Origin of the sequence: Desulfosporosinus sp. SYSU MS00001 (assembly GCF_049943955.1) — a bacterium.
GTDB lineage: Bacteria > Bacillota > Desulfitobacteriia > Desulfitobacteriales > Desulfitobacteriaceae > Desulfosporosinus.
In genome coordinates, this window is the sequence record NZ_JBNFTW010000001.1 from 313,624 (window position 1) to 331,331 (window position 17,708).

A 17,708-nucleotide genomic window follows, 5' to 3' on the forward strand; every position below is an offset into this window, starting at 1 on the left:
ATGCAGACAAGAAAACGTTAAGCACGTGTCCGAAATTTGATGTTTCTGCAGCAGAATCATTATTTAATTAGGTAGGAAATTTATGAGGTAAGGGAAAGAGGAGTTTAGAATGAGTAAAGAGCAGGCACTAAAAGAACTTGACAGGGCACTCGGTTATATTACTGGCCACGAGCTCAGCACAGAAGATAAGGGAAGAATCGTCGAGGATGCGATAGAGAACTATAACACCTATATCAATCCTGGCTGGCTTAAATATCGTAAATCGGTTTCTACGAATGCCGCCTTTGTCGAGTGGATGGATCACGACTCTTATTTCTACGATGTTTACGGTGAGGAATTCATTGATTGCCTAGGTGGGTTTGGCATCTATATGTGCGGTCATAGAAATCCGGAAATCTTAAAGGCGGTCGAGGCACAGCTTCACCGGCAAGCACTGCACAGCCAAGAACTGCTTGATCCGCTGCGCGGTTATCTTGCCAAAGCGGTGGCTGAAATTACCCCTGGCGACTTGCAATACTGCTTTTTTACTAATGGCGGTGCCGAAGCAGTTGAGATGGCGCTTAAACTCGCCCGTATTGCCACGGGCGGCCGCTGGTATATCTCCAGCATCGGAGGCTTCCACGGCAAATCAATGGGGGCTCTGTCAATGGGGGGAAAGGGTACTTACCGCATTCCCTATCTGCCTATAGTGCAGCAGGTGCAGCACGTGGAATATGGAGTGGCAGCAGATATCCGTAAAGCAATCAAAAACCTCACAGCAGTGGGAGAGAAGGTAGCGGCTGTCATCCTTGAACCGATCCAGGGCGAAGCCGGTGTTATCGTCCCGCCTCAAGGCTATCTTCGGGAGGTTCGCCAGATCTGTGACGAATATGGGGTCTGTTTAATCTTTGATGAGATCCAGACCGGCATGGGGCGGACGGGTTCTATGTTTCGCTGCGAGGAAGAAGGGGTAACCCCTGACATCATGACCTACGGCAAGGCCTTCGGCGGAGGTATCATGCCCATCACGGGCATTATAGCCCGGCCACATCTATGGACACAGGAACTCCAGGATAATCCTTGGATACTTGGCTCCCCAACCTTCGGCGGCAATCCCCTGGCCTGCGCCGCGGCAATTGCCACGATAAACTTCATGCTCAAATATGACATACCGCGGCAGGCAAAAGAAAAAGGTCAATATCTCATGAGCAAGCTGAAGGAGGTCCAGGCCAAGTATCCGCGCGTTCTCAGTGAAATCCGCGGCATCGGCTTGATGATTGGGGTTGAGTTTCCGAAGTCGGAGATCGGCTACATCGTGGCCAAAGGCATGTTCGCGCGACGTGTCATGACAGCCGGGACTCTCAACAATTCTAAGGTAATCCGCTTTGAGCCTGCAGCGACCACTTCTTACGAGGATTTCAACATCGTTGTTGAACGCTTTGAGGAGGCAGTCTCTGAAGCAGATAGGCAGATTGAGAAGTGGAGGTCTTAAAAACTGGATAAATCAAACATCATGGGGAGAGACGCTGAGCTTCTCTCCCTGCACCTTTGGAGGTTTAATTATGCTGGAATTTCAGTATCATTTGCCGGTTAATCTCGTGTTCGGCTGCGGAAAATCAGATACCATTGGTGAAAAGGCGGCCGCACTGGGCAAGCGCGTCCTGCTCGTCACCGGCGGAAGCAGCACCCAACGTTCTGGTCTTTTGCCTAAGATTGAAGCACTTCTGCAAGAGAATGATGTTTCCTTTTGTTTATTTGATAAGATCACCCCGAATCCTTTGACCACCACAATCTATGAAGGTGCAGCACTGGCAGCTTCGGAGGGCTGCGACGTTATAATCGGCGTAGGTGGAGGCAGTAGTATTGACGCTGCTAAGGGTATTGCCTTTCAAATAGTTAACGGTGGTGATATCAATGACTTTGTTTTTGGCCGCAAACTCAGTGATAAGGCGCTGCCTGTTATCGCCATACCTACAACTTGCGGTACCGGAAGCGAAGGAAACGGCTTTGCCGTAATGACCAATCCGAAAACTATGGATAAAAAATCTCTGCGCTGTAAAGCCATTGTGCCTGCATGTTCCATAATAGATCCGCTGCTTATGACAACCATGCCAAAATCCACGCTGGCTTGCGTTGGTTTTGATGCCCTTTGTCACTGTATGGAGGGGTATTTGTCCTTTCTATCGCAACCGTTGACCAGAATGCAGGCTTTGGAAGGTATCCGTCTAAGTGCCTATAGCCTTTGTAAGGTATATGATGATCCGTCCGATCTTGATAGCTGGGAGCAGCTTTGTTTCGCAAGTACACTTGGCGGAATGGTTATTAATACAGCCGGTGTTACAGCACCGCATGGATTGGAACATCCTGCAAGCGGTTTAAAAAATATAGTCCATGGCAGGGGGCTAGCTGCCCTTACCCCGGTGATTTTTGAAGAATCAATCAGTGGTGCACCTGAGAAATTTGCTGTTATTTCCAAACTTTTAGGAGGTAAGGATGAAAATGACTGTGTAGCGAAAGTTAGGGAATTGCTTACTAAAATTGATTTAGCAACAACTCTGGGCGAGCAGGGAATTACTCTGGAAGATGTGGATTGGATGGCGGAAAATTGCCTTAAAGTTTCTGCGGCCGGAATCGCTAATCACCCGGTTGTATTTAGTTTGGAAGATATTAAAAGGATATACCGGAAAGCAATCTAAAGAAAAAGTATCCCACGCAACGTAAGGCATACTTATTGCCGGGAAAGTTCCATTTTCATTTTCCCAACCTCTGTGGTGCCGAGAAGCAGTATGAGAGTCTGATAGGTATAAAACATTTTATATGTAAGGAGATAATTTATGATGCTTAGAGATGCTTTGCCAACGATAAATACGCCTTTGCCGGGCCCGAAGGCCAAAGCAATAATAGAAAGGAGAGGAGAGGCTGTTCCACGTGCCATAAACTGTGTTTATCCCTGCGTAATCAGCAGAGGAGAAGGTGCAATGTTGGAAGATGTGGACGGTAATATTTTTCTCGATTGGGTTGGAGGAGTAGGTGTACTGAATATAGGGTACAGTCATCCTGAACTAATAGAGGCTGTCAAAGAACAGTCCGATAAATATTTCCATGCTATGATGAACATAGTGACTCATGAAGGATATATTAAGCTGGCAGAAAAAATGAACCAAATTATCCCCGTCAAAGGTGAAAAAAGAAAGACGATGTTTGTAAACTCCGGTGCAGAGGCTGTTGAAAATGCCGTTAAAATTGCTAAGTCTTATACGAAGCGACCTAATATCATCGTATTTTCGGGCGCTTTTCATGGCAGAACCCTGCTTGCTTCTGCTATGACTTCCAAAAAGGCTTATTCCTTCGGTATTGGTCCATTCCCAGATGGGGTATACCGAGCAGAATTTCCCTATCTATTTAGAGGACCGCAAGGATATTCGGAAGAAGAGAAAATAGCTTATTATGCGGATAAATTTCAAAAAGTATTTGAAGAAGCATCACCGCCAGAATATGTGGCTGCGGTTGTTTTCGAGCCTGTGCAAGGAGAGGGTGGCTTTATTCCTGCACCTTTAGAGTGGGTCAAGGCTATCAGAAAACTATGTGATGAAAGCGGTATTCTAATGATTGCCGATGAAGTTCAGACGGGCTTTGCTCGTTCGGGCAAGATGTTTGTTTCAAACTACTGGGCTGAGGCTGGCTGTCCTCCAGACATTATAACAACTGCAAAATCTATTGCCGGCGGAATTCCACTTAGCGCCGTTACAGCCAGCGCCCAAATTTTTGACGGTGTTAAAAGCAGTATTATCGGAGGTACTTTCGGCGGAAACCCTATTGCCTGCGCGTCTGCCCTAAAGGTTATAGAAATTATTGAGCGGGATAATATGTGTGAACGTTCTCTAGATATTGCTGAAATATGTAAAGAAAAATTTAACCAGTGGAAAGAGAAATATGAAGAGGTTGGTGACGTAAGAGGTATAGGTTGTATGATGGGCATTGAATTCGTTACCGACAAAAAGAGTAAGAATCCTAATCCCAAATTGGTTACGGATATTGTGAAGTGTGCGGCATCAAATGGCTTGATCATAGAAAGTGCGGGAATTTATGCAAATGTCATAAGATTTTTGTGCCCATTGGTTGTTACCGATGCTCAGCTCAAAAGGGGATTGCAAATTTTAGAGTCAGCCATTGAGAAATGCAGATAGAATTGAATTTGCTATCCTTTTGAACTGGGAAGCAACAGGGTATGTTAGTCAAAGATAGGAGTAAGTATGGAAGTTATTTATGAAATCAAGTGCCAACATTGTAACAATAAAATTAAGATTAGCAATTCTGAGATGAAAGGGGTTCATGCTTTTCACGACGGTCGAACCTATATGTATTTCAGATGTCCGGAATGTGTAAGAATATGTCATTGTTTTAGAGAAAGAGATAATAACAACATCAAATTTTGTAATATGAATTTTACGGACAGCAAATACGGCGATTAAGCTTGAGGCTCCAAGTGCGGCTCACTAGATGAGTACAGATAACTTTGGCCGGGACACTCTTCAGCCGAGTGATCTTTGGTGCAAGAATTTCTTTGTGGACAGGGTTAATTGAAGTCGGAATTATACCCGCCAGGACTATGGCTAGTTTATCAAGTTTTCGAAGGCCCCACCCCCACTTTTACAAGTGGGGGTGGGGCCTTCGAAAACTTCAGGTGGAGTAGAGTCCTCCTTCGCCGCCAAGTATTCCTATTGAGAAAGGTGGCTCGGCAATAATGTCCACTGGACATTATTGTATCTGAAGCCCCGATGTTCAGCTTTAGCTGAACGAGTTCACTTAGGTTTTGGGTAAACTGAAGTAAAATGTTGCGCCTTCATCAACCTTTCCTGTCATCCAGGCTAAACCATGATGTCTCTTAAGAATTTTTTGGGCGATGGCAAGACCGACACCGGAGCCTTCGAACTCATTTTGCGAATGGAGTCTCTGAAAGACGCTAAATAATCGTGAAGCATAACGCATATCAAAGCCTGCACCATTGTCTCTGACAGAGATGATATATTCAGTCTCATTTTCTGAAGATGAGATATCAATACAAGCATCTTTGCGAATGCGGGTGTATTTTAAAGCATTGGAGAGAATATTGATAGCGAGGAGTTTGATCATGACTAGGTCGCCTTGAATAAGAGGGATATTATTAATCCTAAGGGTTACATTTCTTGGAGGCTCAAGTTTGATGAGCTCGTCGTAAACTTTCCTAAATAGTTGCTCTAAATTAATCGGTTCGATGCTCATCGGCATTTCACTCATTCTTGAGAGCTCAAGTAAATGGTCAACAAGCTTGACAACTTCCTGCGACTTTTGCTGAATGTTATCAATTAGTTCCAGGCCATCGTTATCCAGTAGAGTTGAGTAGTCTAAAGCCAGGTATTCTGTGAGTTTTCTGAGGGAGAGCAGCGGAGCTTTTAAGTCATGGGCAACGGTATAGCAAAAGCTATCCAGTTCTTGATTCGCTTTGATCAAGGATTCTGTTTGTATTTTAAGCTTGATATGGGTATGGACTCGGGCAAGAAGTTCTGAAATATTAAAAGGCTTAACGACATAATCCTGGGCACCGAGTTCAAATCCCTTTTTAATACTTTCCGGATCATTGCTGGATGTCAGAAAAATAATGGGAATATAGCTAAAATCACTTTCGGTTTTAAGAATTCGGCAGATGTCGAAGCCATCCATTTCCGGCATGTAGACATCTAAGAGGATAAGGTCTGGAGGATGCTGCTCAATTAACTTAAAAGCAGTACTCCCTTTGGTAGCGATGCGCACTTTAAAGTTGCTTTCCCGCAGCATCATTACAGCCGTTTCAATATGTTCCGGTGTATCATCCACCAGGAGGATTTCTGGTTGATTCATTGCTTGGGTAAAATCCAAAAAGACCAGCTCCAATTGATTTGATAGTAAAATTCTAAAGGAAGGGTTCTGCTCAACAAGCGATAACTAATAAGGCAAGTTCGAGTCGGTAAAACAAGTTAGAGGCTAAAGCGGTCCTTGCTTAGGGTCTAATTCTATTATATAATACATTTAATCTATTGGGTATTAAGGCAACGGAGCCTGTTTGAAGGATCAAACTCGCTCCGTTGCTTTTTTTATTGGAGATGAGTCAAATGCCATCAAAAATTATCATCAAACAATCGACAATTAGTGCCTTAATGGTAGGAATCTTTTTTCTTATTGCTATCCTGCTGGGAAGCAGTGTTGTTTACATGAGTTCAAGCATTAAAGATGAACAGAATGCCGAAAAAAGAAGAACAGAATTTAAACAACTGGGCATTGATTTAGCCAATGCTTCGGATTATTTAACGGATGAAGCGCGCAAGTATGCGGTAACCAATGATAAGACTCATATGAACAAATACTGGGAGGAGATCAACGTTACCAAAACACGGGATCATGTAATCTCTAGGCTGGCGGAACTACACTCTCCCAGTGAAGAAATGGCCTTGTTGGCTGAGGCGAAAAAGAATTCAGATGCCCTGGTGAACACGGAAAGACATTCCATGCGGCTTGTACTTAATGCTATGCAGGAACCGGAGGCGCAAATGCCGCCAGAAGTGGCTTCCTACAGTTTAAGCGGCGAAGATCAAAAGCTAAGTGCTGAGGAAAAGCTGGCTAAAGCACGGGACATCATGTTTGATGCTAAATACGATGCCGACAAGCGGAGCATTATGGACCCCATCGACAAATTCCAGCAGATTATGAATACCCGCTTGGAAGCAGAATTGGAAAGTGCTCGGAATGCCACCCAAAGGGCAGCGATCCTGCAGGCAATCTTGGCAGTTATTATTATTGGTGCGGTTGCGGTATTGCTGCGAATTCTCTTTACACAGGTGACGTTTCCCATCAGGAATTATACCGAATTGTTAAAAGTATTTTCCTTTAACAAGGAAAACTTCAGCTTGTTGGCGGAAGGCTCCCTGGAACTCAGATTGCTTGCCAATACCTTTAATGACTTATACCGGTCCTTTCAGGAGGAATTAGTCAAGCGAAAACACGCCGAAGAAAAAATGAAAACTGCTAAAGAAGAAGCCGAAAAAGCTAATAATGCTAAAAGTGAATTTTTGGCTAATATGAGTCATGAGATAAGGACGCCGCTGAATACAATTATTGGCTATCTCTATTTACTTGATCATACCGAATTTACGTTCAAACAGAAGCAATATCTGCAAAATGTAAATATGGCAGCTCAGAGCCTATTGGGGATTATTAATGAAATTCTTGATTTTTCTAAGATTGAAGCCGGTCGGATGATTCTCGAAGTTGTGGAATTCAACCTATACGAGACAGTCAGGGAGATATGCAGTTTGTTTGAACTTGAAGCTCAGCACAAAGGCTTAAGTTTTCACTGTGAAATACAAGGGGATGTTCCGCGCTATGTAAAAGGGGATGTGACAAGACTCAAGCAAGTTCTTTTAAATCTCCTATCCAATGGAGTTAAGTTTACGGACAAGGGAAAATTGGAAGTTTTAGTTGAAGTTATAAAAAGCGGCGGCAGCCAGGCTTACCTTCGTTTTAGTATTTCTGACACTGGAGTAGGCATACCTGAGGAACAAATGAAGCATTTGTTTGAGGTATTTACCCAAGGGGATGCCTCTACTTCCCGAAAGTATGGGGGAACCGGCTTAGGGCTGGCTATATGCAAAAAAATTGTCAGCCTCATGGCGGGGGAAATTAGTGTCCGTAGTAGAACGGGAAAAGGATCAACCTTTTGGTTTACGGCAAAATTAGAAATCGCCGGTTATGTAGCGACATCTTCTCAAAGCGAAAAACTAAACTCGCGGCTGTTTGCTGCTAAAAAACTTCTTTTGACGGAGGATAATCAAATAAATTTACAAATGACCCAAGAGATTCTCGAAAACCTTGGGTTTGAAGTTGACACAGCTCAGAGCGGTTTTAATGCTGTATCCATGGCAGCAAGAACCCGTTATGATGTCATTTTGATGGATATTCGAATGCCTGAAATTGATGGCTATGAAACGGCCCGGCGTATCTTAGAACTTAAGGGTATAGATGCTCCGCCGGTTATCGCCTTATCGGCAGACGCAGTTGAGGGGGTTGCTGAAAGGGCCAAATCGGCAGGAATGAGCGGCTACTTAACGAAGCCCCTAAACCCCGGGAAACTGATTGAAGAGTTAAGAAAGTTTCTGTACCTAGGATCAACTGAATCGATTGAATCGACCGGATTGACGGAACAAGCCGTAACAGAAGAAGATAACTCTTTTTCTAATCCAAACTTGTTCCCTAAGCTAACTATACCGAATACATGGATAGATTTTGAAAGTGTTCTGTCGCGCTTACAAGGCAAGCGGGAAGGCTATAAGCATATCCTGGAGAGATTCCTGGCTAACCATAAAAATGACCATGATCAATTTAATCTGCTTTTGACAAAGGGTGATGTTGCTGGAGCCGAGCTGTTGCTCCACACACTTAAAGGGATTTCCGCAACTATTGGAGCGAATAAACTGAAGGAAGTATCCCTGCGTTTGGAAAATGTCCTAGGCAGTCGGAATGAAGAGTTGATGGCTCAAGAAATAAGTCGGTTTGCCAAAGTCTTGGCGGCAACTCTGAAAGCTGCTGCCCAATTTGTTGCCGACTCTCTTCCGGAAGGAGAGGGGTATTCTGTAAGATCTGCAGGCGATAAAACTGCTTATAACGAGCCAGCTAGACTCCTTAAGCTTCTGGAAGAGGGGGACGCTGAAGCGACAACTGTGTTTACAGTTTGTCAGTCTTTTCTGAAGTCAGAGTTGAGTAGTCAGGACTATAACCTACTGAGTGAAGCAATTTTCACGTACAATTTTGAAGAGGCCGCAGTTCTGCTAAAGAAAGTTTTAACTCAAAATAGTGCGGCCCCGACAGCCTAGACAAGGAGGTTAGGCAAGTGTTTAAAGTCTTAATTGTTGATGATGATAAAGCCGTAAGGTACATGTTAAGGAGATATAAAAATTGGGCGAATTATGGATTTCAAATGCAAGAAGAGGCTTGTGACGGAAGAGAAGCCTTGCGAAAACTGGGAAATTGTCAAATTGATCTTGTCATAACCGATATAAGGATGCCGGGGATGGATGGGATAGAGTTTCTCAGCGAACTGCGGGAGCGGAAATGGGATATTTGCACCATTTTGCTGAGTACGCACAGCGATTTTGAATATGCCAAACAAGGAATACGCTTAGGGGCCTTCGATTATATGACCAAACCCCTGGAGGATGAGATTCTCAGTGAGGCTTTACAAAGAACGAAAGAATATTTGGAGGAAAGAAACCAACAAAGAATAAGGGCTGAGGAAGAACACAGGCTGATTGAAGAAAGCCTGACTCTTTTTTACCCTAAAAATCGAGAAGAGCGAATTGCAGATTTTATCCTACAAGGAAATTGGGGAGCATTGACTGAAGCGGAAATGGCTTTTGCGGATTTAAGTAAGTTACTGGATCAAGACCTGTTTAAAACGGCAAAGTTATTGGAAATCATGCTTTTAAACTTAACCGGAACCATATTCCAGGAATATTCCTGGCTCCAGAAGGTTGAAAACGAGGCTCTTGACCATGTCCTTCAGGATAGCTATTCTTTGAGTGCGCTGAAATCGGAGTTTCTGGACCGCATTAAAGAGTTGGTCAATGTGATAAAGAAATATGAGCTTCATCAGAGAGACAGTATGCTCAGAAAAGCCTGTCAATACTTAATTGACCATCTAGGCGATGATCTTACCCTTGAGTCAATTGCCCATGAGGTCCACGTGAGCAAAGACTATCTAGGGAAGGTTTTTAAACAAAAAATCGGAGTGAACTTTAATGATTACTCTACAAAGGTCAAGATGGAATATGCCAAGCACTTGCTTGGAACCGGCAAGTATAAAAATTATGAAGTGAGTGAAAAACTTGGCTACAGCAGTCCGGATTATTTTTGCCGACTATTTAAGAATTACACCGGTTTTACTCCTTTACAGTTTCGAAAGCTGGGAGGGTAAAATTTTTTGACCGTTTTTTTAGGGTGAAAAAAGCTGTTTTGTAAGGTTTGATTTCTCTTGGATAAATGCAAAAATGAATATAGTTTAACTGGCAAAGGCGCTGAGAAAAAATGTTATGTACCTTACGAGGTAGAGAAGACATTTTTTACAGCGCCTTTTTGCTTGGTTCGATAGCGCTATCGCAACTCATCAGCATTGATCAAGGCCAATCATGCTGTCTTAGCTCAAGGGGAGGAGAGGAAGACATGAAAAAAATTTTAACGACGCAACTAAAAAAACGCCTAACGGGAGTAATTTCCCTGACACTTGTTGCCGGATTACTGGTAACAGGTTGTGGAGCCGCTCAGACTAGTCAACCGGCGGCAACTACAAGTTCAGGGAACACAATTAAAGTCGGGATTCTTCATTCTTTAAGCGGAACGATGGCTATTAGCGAAGTGTCGGTCAAAGATGCGGAAATGATGGCGATTGAAGAAATTAACGCGGCGGGTGGAGTATTAGGTAAAAAAATAGAGCCGGTGGTGGAAGACGGCGCCTCCGACTGGCCTACATTCGCCGAGAAGGCCAAGAAACTGTTACAGCAAGATAAGGTGGCCACTGTCTTCGGCTGCTGGACCTCGGCCAGCCGCAAAGCAGTATTGCCTGTATTCGAAGAAAACAATGGCTTACTTTGGTATCCTGTTCAATATGAAGGAATGGAATCATCTCCCAACATTTTCTATACCGGAGCTGCTCCTAATCAGCAGATCGTTCCGGCGGTAGAGTGGCTGTTCAAAAATAAAGGCAAGAAATTCTTCCTACTGGGATCGGATTATGTATTTCCCAGAACCGCCAACAAAATTATTAAAGCCCAGCTTAAAGATTTAGGGGGCGAAGTGGTTGATGAAGAATACACACCACTTGGGTTCACCGACTATAGTACCATCATCAACAAAATTAAAGCCACAAAACCAGATGTTGTTTTCAATACTTTGAATGGCGACAGCAACGTTGCGTTCTTCAAGCAGCTAAAGGATGCAGGGATCACTTCTAAAGACCTGACAACCCTTTCAGTAAGTGTCGCTGAGGAAGAAGTCCGTGGTATTGGCGCCGCCAATATGGCCGGGCAACTGGTTTCCTGGAACTACTATCAAACAACCGATACCCCGGAGAATAAAGAATTCGTGAAGAAATACCAAGCCAAATATGGGGCTGACCGTGTAACTGATGATCCGATTGAAGCAGCTTATGATGCCGTGTATTTATGGGCTGCGGCTGTCAAGAAAGCAGGCTCAACCGATGTGGATAAGGTCCGGCAGGCTGCTAAAGGAATTGAATTCCAGGCACCGGAAGGCCAGGTTAAAATCGAGGGTGAAAATCAACATCTATGGAAAACTGTAAGAATAGGTGAGGTTGCCGCCGATGGCTCGATTAAAGAGATTTGGAGCACCGGCAAGGCGGTCAAACCAGATCCTTATCTGAAATCCTATCCTTGGGCTAAAGGGCTCAGCAATTAGAAGAATTCATTCTCTTAAATGTTGGTTTAACGGTGCAGGCTTATCGTCCTCCGCCGTTAAACCCCAACCTTATAAAGAAAACTTGGCTGGCGTCCGAAGACACTATCTTTGCACTTATGAGTCACTGGCGAGGGCGACCGCCTAGTTGGACTTGTGCTTAGAAAGTATATAACGAAAGTTTTTACTTTCTGCCCTGAAAAAGCGATGGAAAAGGTGGTGGAAGAATGGGAACTTATTTCCTGCAAATTTTTAATGGAATCAGTGTTAGCTCTATTCTTATATTAGCCGCATTGGGTCTAGCCATTACGTTTGGTTTGATGAAAATCATCAACATGGCCCATGGTGAGTTCATTATGATAGGTGCCTATGTAACTTATCTCATGCAGAATCAATTCCTGCATTTGCCTAAAAGCCTATTCGGACTCTACTTTCTTTTGGCTATTCCTGCGTCGTTTATCGTTTCCGGGCTTGTCGGCTTTGTCCTGGAACGTACGGTTATACGGCACCTTTACAATAGACCGTTGGACAGTTTGCTGGCAACCTGGGGTGTTAGTTTAGTACTTCAGCAGCTGGCCCGCAATATTTTTGGCGCGCCGAATGTTGATGTGAAAAGCCCGGACTGGCTGGACGGAGGACTTGTCCTCAGCCAAGGGCTGCAATTGCCTTATAAGCGGCTGTTTATTATCGTTTTGGTCATTGTTTGTCTGCTCAGTATGTATTTCCTGCTTTATAAAAGCAAAACTGGGAGAAGAATCCGGGCGGTCATGCAGAACCGAGAAATGGCGGAAAGTATGGGGATCAATACCCGCAGAGTGGACGCTTACACTTTTGCTATTGGTTCTGGGTTCGCCGGAATTGCCGGCTGTGCTTTAACCTTGCTTGGTTCCATTGGGTCTACTTTAGGGACGAATTATATTGTCGATACCTTTATGGTTGTTGTTCTGGGCGGAGTGGGAACACTCGTGGGAACTGCTGCGGGTGGGCTTTTAATCGGGACAGCGAACACGACCCTTGAATTTTTGACCAATGCTTCTCTGGGTAAGGTCCTAGTCTTTATCTTAATTATCACCTTATTACAGTGGAGACCAAATGGGCTGTTCAATATCAGCAGCCGTTCTTTAGATGACTAAGGATTGATGATGGAAAGGGGGATGACAATGTCTGAGGTCAATGTTCGAAATTCGCGATTTAATTTTCAACGTTTAATAAAATCCAAAGAGTTGCTTGTGTTCGCCTTCCTTATTTTACTTCTAGTACTCGCTCCCTTATTTTTATCAATTTTTAGAGTCAATTTGCTGGGAAAATTTATAGCGTATGCTATTTTGGCAATTGGTTTAGATTTGATCTGGGGATTTACCGGAATTCTAAGTCTGGGACATGGTGTTTTCTTTGGACTTGGAGCATACTGTATGGCCATGTATCTCAAATTAGAAGCCGCCCGGGGGAAACTGCCGGATTTTATGTCTTGGAGCGGCTTGGAATCTCTCCCCTGGTTTTGGAAACCCTTTACAAACAGCGCTTTGGCCCTCGCCATGGCCATCCTGATTCCAACTGTGCTGGCCTTTGTAATCGGCTTTTTCACCTTTAAGAATCGTATTCGGGGAGTTTATTTCTCTATCTTATCTCAAGCCTTAGCCATTATTTTTAGTGTGCTTTTTGTTGGCCAACAGGCTTACACCGGCGGAACAAACGGTCTGACAGATTACAGGAGTATTATGGGTTTCTCTTTGTCAAGCGACGCAACGAAGCTTGTTTTATATTACATCTCCTTAGCTCTTCTTGTTTTGACTTATCTCTTCTGCAACTTTCTCGTTAAACGAAGAATCGGCAGGATCCTTGTCGCTATCCGGGACGGGGAAAACCGGGTAAGGTTTTCAGGGTACAATCCTGCAACCTATAAAATTTTTGTCTATTGTTTGTCTGCGGCCATTGCCGGTCTTGCCGGCGCTGTCTTTGTGCCTCAAGTCGGTATTATTTCCCCAGCGGAGATGGGGATAGTGCCTTCGATTGAAATGGTTATCTGGGTGGCCATTGGCGGCCGCGGAACACTAATCGGCGCTGTGATTGGGGCGATTTTGGTAAATGCTTTGAAAAGCGGAATCAGTGACAGTTTTCCGGATGTCTGGTCTTACTTCATTGGCTTAGCCTTTGTCTTTGTCGTCTTGTTAATGCCCCAGGGGATTGTCGGGCTGGTCAAAGAAATGGCCCGGAAATTTCGGCAAACCCCTAACCATACAGAGCACCTAAGCACAGATAAAGCGGCTTAACCCGCGGAACAACAGAATTGAAAGGCGGTGGGGACATGGATTCCATTTTGCAAATTGATGATTTGACGGTCAGCTTTAACGGATTCAGGGCTGTTAATCATGTCAAGACTGAGATCGAGAAAGGCGAGATTCGTTTTTTTATTGGCCCCAACGGTGCCGGCAAAACAACGTTGCTCGATGCAATTTGCGGGCGTGTAAAGCCTCAATCCGGACAAGTTTTGTTTTCCGGCAATCTGGACGTTACTCGCTATTCGGAACACGAGATTGTTAATATCGGCATTGGCAGAAAGTTTCAGGTGCCTTCCGTATTTACGCATATGAGCGTTTACGAAAATATGGAACTTGCGGTGGTCAAAGACAGGTCTTTATATTCGTCTGTTTTTCACAAACTGAACAAAGAGCAACACGAGAGAATTGAAGATATCTTAGTAACGATCGGTTTATATGAAAAACGCTTGAACACCCCAAAAGCCTTATCTCACGGGGAAAAACAGTGGCTGGAGATTGGCATGCTTCTGGCCCAGGAGCCCAAGCTTATGCTTTTGGATGAACCCGTTGCCGGTATGGGCCGTTCCGAAACGGATGCCACCGGGAAACTTCTAGAAAAAATAGCTCAAAATTGCACCATCATCGTTGTGGAACACGATATGGAATTTGTCAGAGATTATGCCACGAAGGTTACGGTCCTGCATGAAGGGGCAATATTGGATGAGGGAAGTGTCTCTGAAGTTCAGAGCAATCAAAAGGTAATCGATGTATACCTTGGACGGGGTGGGGAAGGCGAATGCTTGATGTAACAAAACTTGAGGCCAATTATGAAGAAAGCATCATTCTAAATAATGTCAATTTGGAGGTTCCTAAAGGACAGGTGGTCTGCCTCCTCGGACGCAACGGGGTGGGCAAGACGACTTTCTTAAAAAGTATTATGGGCTTGGTTCGTACCCCTAAGGGAAGCATTAAGTTTAACGGACGGGAAATTATTGCGGAACCTACGTATTTTAGGGCCAGGCAAGGGATTAGTTATGTCCCTCAAGGGAGGGATATTTTTCCCCAGTTATCGGTTCAGGAAAATCTATTGCTTGGTCTTGAGGCCCTTGGCGGCAAGGGAAGTATTGATGAAACGGTTTACGAATTGTTTCCGGTTTTAAAAACCATGCTGCAACGAAAAGGGGGAGACTTAAGCGGGGGGCAGCAGCAACAGCTGGCGATTGCCCGGGCCTTGGTAGCTAAGCCAAAATTACTGATCCTCGATGAACCAACGGAAGGAATTCAGCCTTCTGTGATCCAGGAAATCGGCCGGGTCATTAAACAATTGAAACAGGATGAGAACTTAACGATCCTGATTGTTGAGCAGTATCTGGACTTTGTCGTGGAGGTTTCCGATTATTATTACGTCATGGAAAAAGGACGCATCGTGGCCAAAGGTTTCACTCGGGAAATCAAAAAAGAGGAAATTCAGAAACTCCTGGCCATTTAAATTCAGATCAGGAAAGGGGGTTAGGGGATGCATCTTAGTCCGGCTGAAAAAGATAAATTATTAATTTATACTGCAGGACAGGTGGCCCGCGACCGTTTAAACCGGGGCCTAAAATTGAATTATCCGGAAGCTGTATCCTTGATCAGCGCCGAACTCTTGGAAAGAATTCGGGAGGGTTATAGCGTCGCCCAGCTCATGGAACTGGGGCTAAAGATCTTAAGGCGTGACCAGGTCATGGAAGGAGTCCCGGAAATGATTGAGGAAATTCAGGTTGAGGGAACCTTTCCCGACGGAACGAAATTGGTGACCGTTCATCATCCGATCCTTTAGGTTCGGGTTTGGAGATGGGACTAGGTTCTTTGCTAAAGGAGGTAAAAGTTAATGATACCGGGAGAGGTTAAATTGGCCGAAGGCATTATCGAGGCCAATCAAGGCTTAAAAACAGAAATCCTGGTTGTAGAAAATGCCGGTGACCGGCCCATCCAGGTGGGATCGCATTTTCATTTTTTTGAAGTAAACAGGTATTTGATTTTTGAGCGGGCTTTAGCCTGGGGAATGCGTTTAAATATTCCTTCGGGGACCGCAGTTCGCTTTGAACCTGGGGAAAGCCGAAAGGTAAAACTTGTTCAATTTTCGGGTAAGGGGCCTTGGTTGGGAGCCAATAACTTAAGTGCCGGCTGTATGGACAAGTCAACATGTATAGAGCGGGCTCAAGAGAAAGGGTTTATTAAATAAGGGGTTATTCTTGGGACCCGACTTGAAAATGTGAGGAGGAATGGAACTGTGACATTGAATATGTCCCGCCGTCAGCATGCCGATATGTATGGACCAACCACTGGCGATAAAATCCGTTTGGCAGATACGGAATTATGGTTGGAAGTAGAAGATGATTTGACCAGCCCCGGTGATGAGGCCAAATTTGGAGGCGGCAAGGTCATTCGTGATGGGATGGGTCAGGACCCTCAAGCCTTGAATGAGGCTATGGACACAGTGATTACCAATGCCGTAATCATCGACCATTGGGGTATTATCAAGGCTGACATTGGGATTAAAGAAGGCCGGATTTATGGCCTGGGCCGCGCAGGAAATCCTAAGACAATGGCGGGAGTTAACCTTCCCATCGGGGCTGGGACCGAGGTGATTGCCGGAGAGAACTCTATCGTTACGGCAGGCGGAATTGACAGCCATATTCATTTTATTTCTCCGCAGCAAGTTGAGACGGCCATTGCTTCCGGCGTCACAACCATGCTAGGAGGCGGAACCGGCCCGGCAGCCGGAACGAATGCTACCACCTGTACGCCGGGTGAATGGAATATGTACCGGATGCTGCAGTCTGCTGAAGCCTTTCCAATTAATATGGGCTTTTTCGGAAAAGGGAATAATTCGCTGCCCGAACCTTTGATAGCCCAAGTAAAAGCCGGGGCCATGGGTCTTAAACTGCATGAGGATTGGGGATCGACTCCTGCCGCTATTGATTGCTGCCTCAAGGTTGCCGACGAATATGATATTCAGGTCGCCATCCATACGGATACCCTGAATGAAGCGGGATTTGTCGAAGATACCGTAGCTTCCATTGGCGGGCGGACGATTCATACCTTTCATACCGAGGGAGCGGGAGGAGGCCATGCTCCGGATATCATTAAAGTAGCCTCGTTGCCTAATGTCCTGCCATCTTCAACGAATCCTACCCGGCCGTTTACGGTGAATACCCTGGAAGAACATCTCGATATGCTCATGGTCTGCCATCATCTCGATAAACGGGTTCCGGAAGATATCGCTTTTGCTGATTCCCGCATCCGTCCGGAAACTATCGCTGCTGAGGATATTTTACATGATCTGGGTGTCATTTCCATGATGTCTTCAGATTCTCAGGCCATGGGACGGGTTGGCGAAGTGATCATCAGAACCTGGCAAACGGCGCACAAGATGAAGCTGCAGAGGGGGTTCTTAGAATCTGACAGCGGAGAGAACGATAACAACCGGATAAAACGCTATATTAGCAAATACACCATTAATCCTGCCCTCACCCACGGAATTAGTCATATAGTTGGTTCGGTTGAAAAGGGTAAATTAGCGGACCTGGTACTTTGGAATCCGAAGTTTTTCGGGGTAAAACCAAGTATGGTGATCAAGGGCGGGTTTATTATGTATGCCGCCATGGGTGATGCTAATGCTTCTATTCCCACACCTCAGCCGGTGATCCAACGGCCGATGTTTGCTTCCTTTGGGCAAGCAATCGCTGCGTGTTCCTTAACGTTTATATCTCAGGCAGCGGATTCGGAAAAACTGGCCAGGGAGTTAAAGCTGGCTAAACAGCTTGTTCCGGTGAGGAACTGCCGCAATATTGGGAAGGCCGACATGAAACATAACTCGGCGACACCGCAGATTTCAGTGGACCCTGAAACCTATCAAGTGACTGCCGATGGAGAGAACCTGACTTGTGAGCCGCTTGAAGTTCTGCCTCTGGCTCAGCGCTACTTTATGTTTTAGGAGGAGGAGTTCTAAGC

The 17,708-nt window shown here is 44.9% G+C and carries 14 protein-coding genes; 13 read left to right on the top strand and 1 reads right to left on the bottom strand.

The window, feature by feature from the left end:
* Positions 1-109 precede the first annotated feature (109 nt).
* The 3 genes from ACPUYX_RS01435 (at position 110) to ACPUYX_RS01445 (ending at position 4,166) form a co-directional block, all read left to right on the top strand.
* A complete protein-coding gene (locus tag ACPUYX_RS01435; protein WP_426377966.1) occupies positions 110-1,471 on the top strand; it encodes a putrescine aminotransferase in 1,362 nt (453 codons plus the stop codon).
* A 73-nt stretch (positions 1,472-1,544) separates the two neighbouring features.
* Positions 1,545-2,675, top strand: a complete 1,131-nt coding sequence (locus ACPUYX_RS01440) for an iron-containing alcohol dehydrogenase (RefSeq protein ID WP_426378302.1) — start codon at positions 1,545-1,547, stop codon at positions 2,673-2,675.
* A gap of 141 nt (positions 2,676-2,816) precedes the next feature.
* A complete protein-coding gene (locus ACPUYX_RS01445) occupies positions 2,817-4,166 on the top strand; it encodes an aspartate aminotransferase family protein (RefSeq protein ID WP_426378303.1) in 1,350 nt (449 codons plus the stop codon).
* Positions 4,167-4,785: 619 nt separating this feature from the next.
* Here ACPUYX_RS01445 and ACPUYX_RS01450 read toward each other — a convergent pair.
* Positions 4,786-5,874 carry a sensor histidine kinase gene (locus ACPUYX_RS01450; protein ID WP_426377967.1) on the bottom strand — a complete coding sequence of 363 codons (1,089 nt, stop codon included), beginning with the start codon at positions 5,872-5,874 and terminating at the stop codon, positions 4,786-4,788.
* A gap of 233 nt (positions 5,875-6,107) precedes the next feature.
* On the opposite strand from ACPUYX_RS01450, the gene ACPUYX_RS01455 reads away from it, so the two are divergent.
* The 10 genes from ACPUYX_RS01455 (at position 6,108) to ureC (ending at position 17,691) form a co-directional block, all read left to right on the top strand.
* Positions 6,108-8,861 (top strand): ATP-binding protein, encoded by a 2,754-nt coding sequence (locus tag ACPUYX_RS01455; protein WP_426377968.1) that lies wholly within the window; start codon positions 6,108-6,110, stop codon positions 8,859-8,861.
* 17 nt (positions 8,862-8,878) lie between these two features.
* Positions 8,879-9,961, top strand: a complete 1,083-nt coding sequence (locus tag ACPUYX_RS01460) for a response regulator transcription factor (RefSeq protein ID WP_426377969.1) — start codon at positions 8,879-8,881, stop codon at positions 9,959-9,961.
* Positions 9,962-10,206: 245 nt separating this feature from the next.
* Positions 10,207-11,457 (top strand): urea ABC transporter substrate-binding protein, encoded by a 1,251-nt coding sequence (gene urtA, locus ACPUYX_RS01465; protein ID WP_426377970.1) that lies wholly within the window; start codon positions 10,207-10,209, stop codon positions 11,455-11,457.
* 224 nt (positions 11,458-11,681) lie between these two features.
* Positions 11,682-12,587, top strand: a complete 906-nt coding sequence (gene urtB / locus ACPUYX_RS01470; RefSeq protein ID WP_426377971.1) for an urea ABC transporter permease subunit UrtB — start codon at positions 11,682-11,684, stop codon at positions 12,585-12,587.
* Between the two features lie 27 nt (positions 12,588-12,614).
* Complete coding sequence (urtC, locus tag ACPUYX_RS01475; protein WP_426377972.1) at positions 12,615-13,724, top strand: urea ABC transporter permease subunit UrtC; 1,110 nt, start codon at positions 12,615-12,617, stop codon at positions 13,722-13,724.
* A gap of 35 nt (positions 13,725-13,759) precedes the next feature.
* Positions 13,760-14,521 carry an urea ABC transporter ATP-binding protein UrtD gene (urtD, locus tag ACPUYX_RS01480; RefSeq protein ID WP_426377973.1) on the top strand — a complete coding sequence of 254 codons (762 nt, stop codon included), beginning with the start codon at positions 13,760-13,762 and terminating at the stop codon, positions 14,519-14,521.
* Positions 14,509-15,201, top strand: a complete 693-nt coding sequence (urtE, locus tag ACPUYX_RS01485; RefSeq protein ID WP_426377974.1) for an urea ABC transporter ATP-binding subunit UrtE — start codon at positions 14,509-14,511, stop codon at positions 15,199-15,201. The genes urtD and urtE overlap by 13 nt, the downstream gene beginning before the upstream one ends.
* A 27-nt stretch (positions 15,202-15,228) precedes the next feature.
* Positions 15,229-15,531 carry an urease subunit gamma gene (locus ACPUYX_RS01490; RefSeq protein ID WP_047809854.1) on the top strand — a complete coding sequence of 101 codons (303 nt, stop codon included), beginning with the start codon at positions 15,229-15,231 and terminating at the stop codon, positions 15,529-15,531.
* A gap of 51 nt (positions 15,532-15,582) precedes the next feature.
* A complete protein-coding gene (locus ACPUYX_RS01495; protein WP_426377975.1) occupies positions 15,583-15,936 on the top strand; it encodes an urease subunit beta in 354 nt (117 codons plus the stop codon).
* A 60-nt stretch (positions 15,937-15,996) separates the two neighbouring features.
* On the top strand, positions 15,997-17,691 hold the full coding sequence (ureC, locus tag ACPUYX_RS01500) for an urease subunit alpha (RefSeq protein ID WP_426378304.1): 1,695 nt from the start codon (positions 15,997-15,999) through the stop codon (positions 17,689-17,691).
* The last annotated feature ends 17 nt before the right edge of the window (positions 17,692-17,708 follow it).

What these genes read in the sequence shown, in the direction of transcription:
- urtA (WP_426377970.1), top strand. Translation starts at nt 10,207, where the DNA reads ATGAAAAAAATTTTAACGACGCAACTAAAAAAACGCCTAACGGGAGTA.
- ACPUYX_RS01490 (WP_047809854.1), top strand. Translation starts at nt 15,229, where the DNA reads ATGCATCTTAGTCCGGCTGAAAAAGATAAATTATTAATTTATACTGCA.
- ACPUYX_RS01445 (WP_426378303.1), top strand. Translation starts at nt 2,817, where the DNA reads ATGCTTAGAGATGCTTTGCCAACGATAAATACGCCTTTGCCGGGCCCG.
- urtE (WP_426377974.1), top strand. Translation starts at nt 14,509, where the DNA reads ATGCTTGATGTAACAAAACTTGAGGCCAATTATGAAGAAAGCATCATT.
- urtB (WP_426377971.1), top strand. Translation starts at nt 11,682, where the DNA reads ATGGGAACTTATTTCCTGCAAATTTTTAATGGAATCAGTGTTAGCTCT.
- ACPUYX_RS01495 (WP_426377975.1), top strand. Translation starts at nt 15,583, where the DNA reads ATGATACCGGGAGAGGTTAAATTGGCCGAAGGCATTATCGAGGCCAAT.
- ACPUYX_RS01455 (WP_426377968.1), top strand. Translation starts at nt 6,108, where the DNA reads ATGCCATCAAAAATTATCATCAAACAATCGACAATTAGTGCCTTAATG.
- ACPUYX_RS01435 (WP_426377966.1), top strand. Translation starts at nt 110, where the DNA reads ATGAGTAAAGAGCAGGCACTAAAAGAACTTGACAGGGCACTCGGTTAT.
- urtC (WP_426377972.1), top strand. Translation starts at nt 12,615, where the DNA reads ATGTCTGAGGTCAATGTTCGAAATTCGCGATTTAATTTTCAACGTTTA.
- urtD (WP_426377973.1), top strand. Translation starts at nt 13,760, where the DNA reads ATGGATTCCATTTTGCAAATTGATGATTTGACGGTCAGCTTTAACGGA.
- ureC (WP_426378304.1), top strand. Translation starts at nt 15,997, where the DNA reads ATGTCCCGCCGTCAGCATGCCGATATGTATGGACCAACCACTGGCGAT.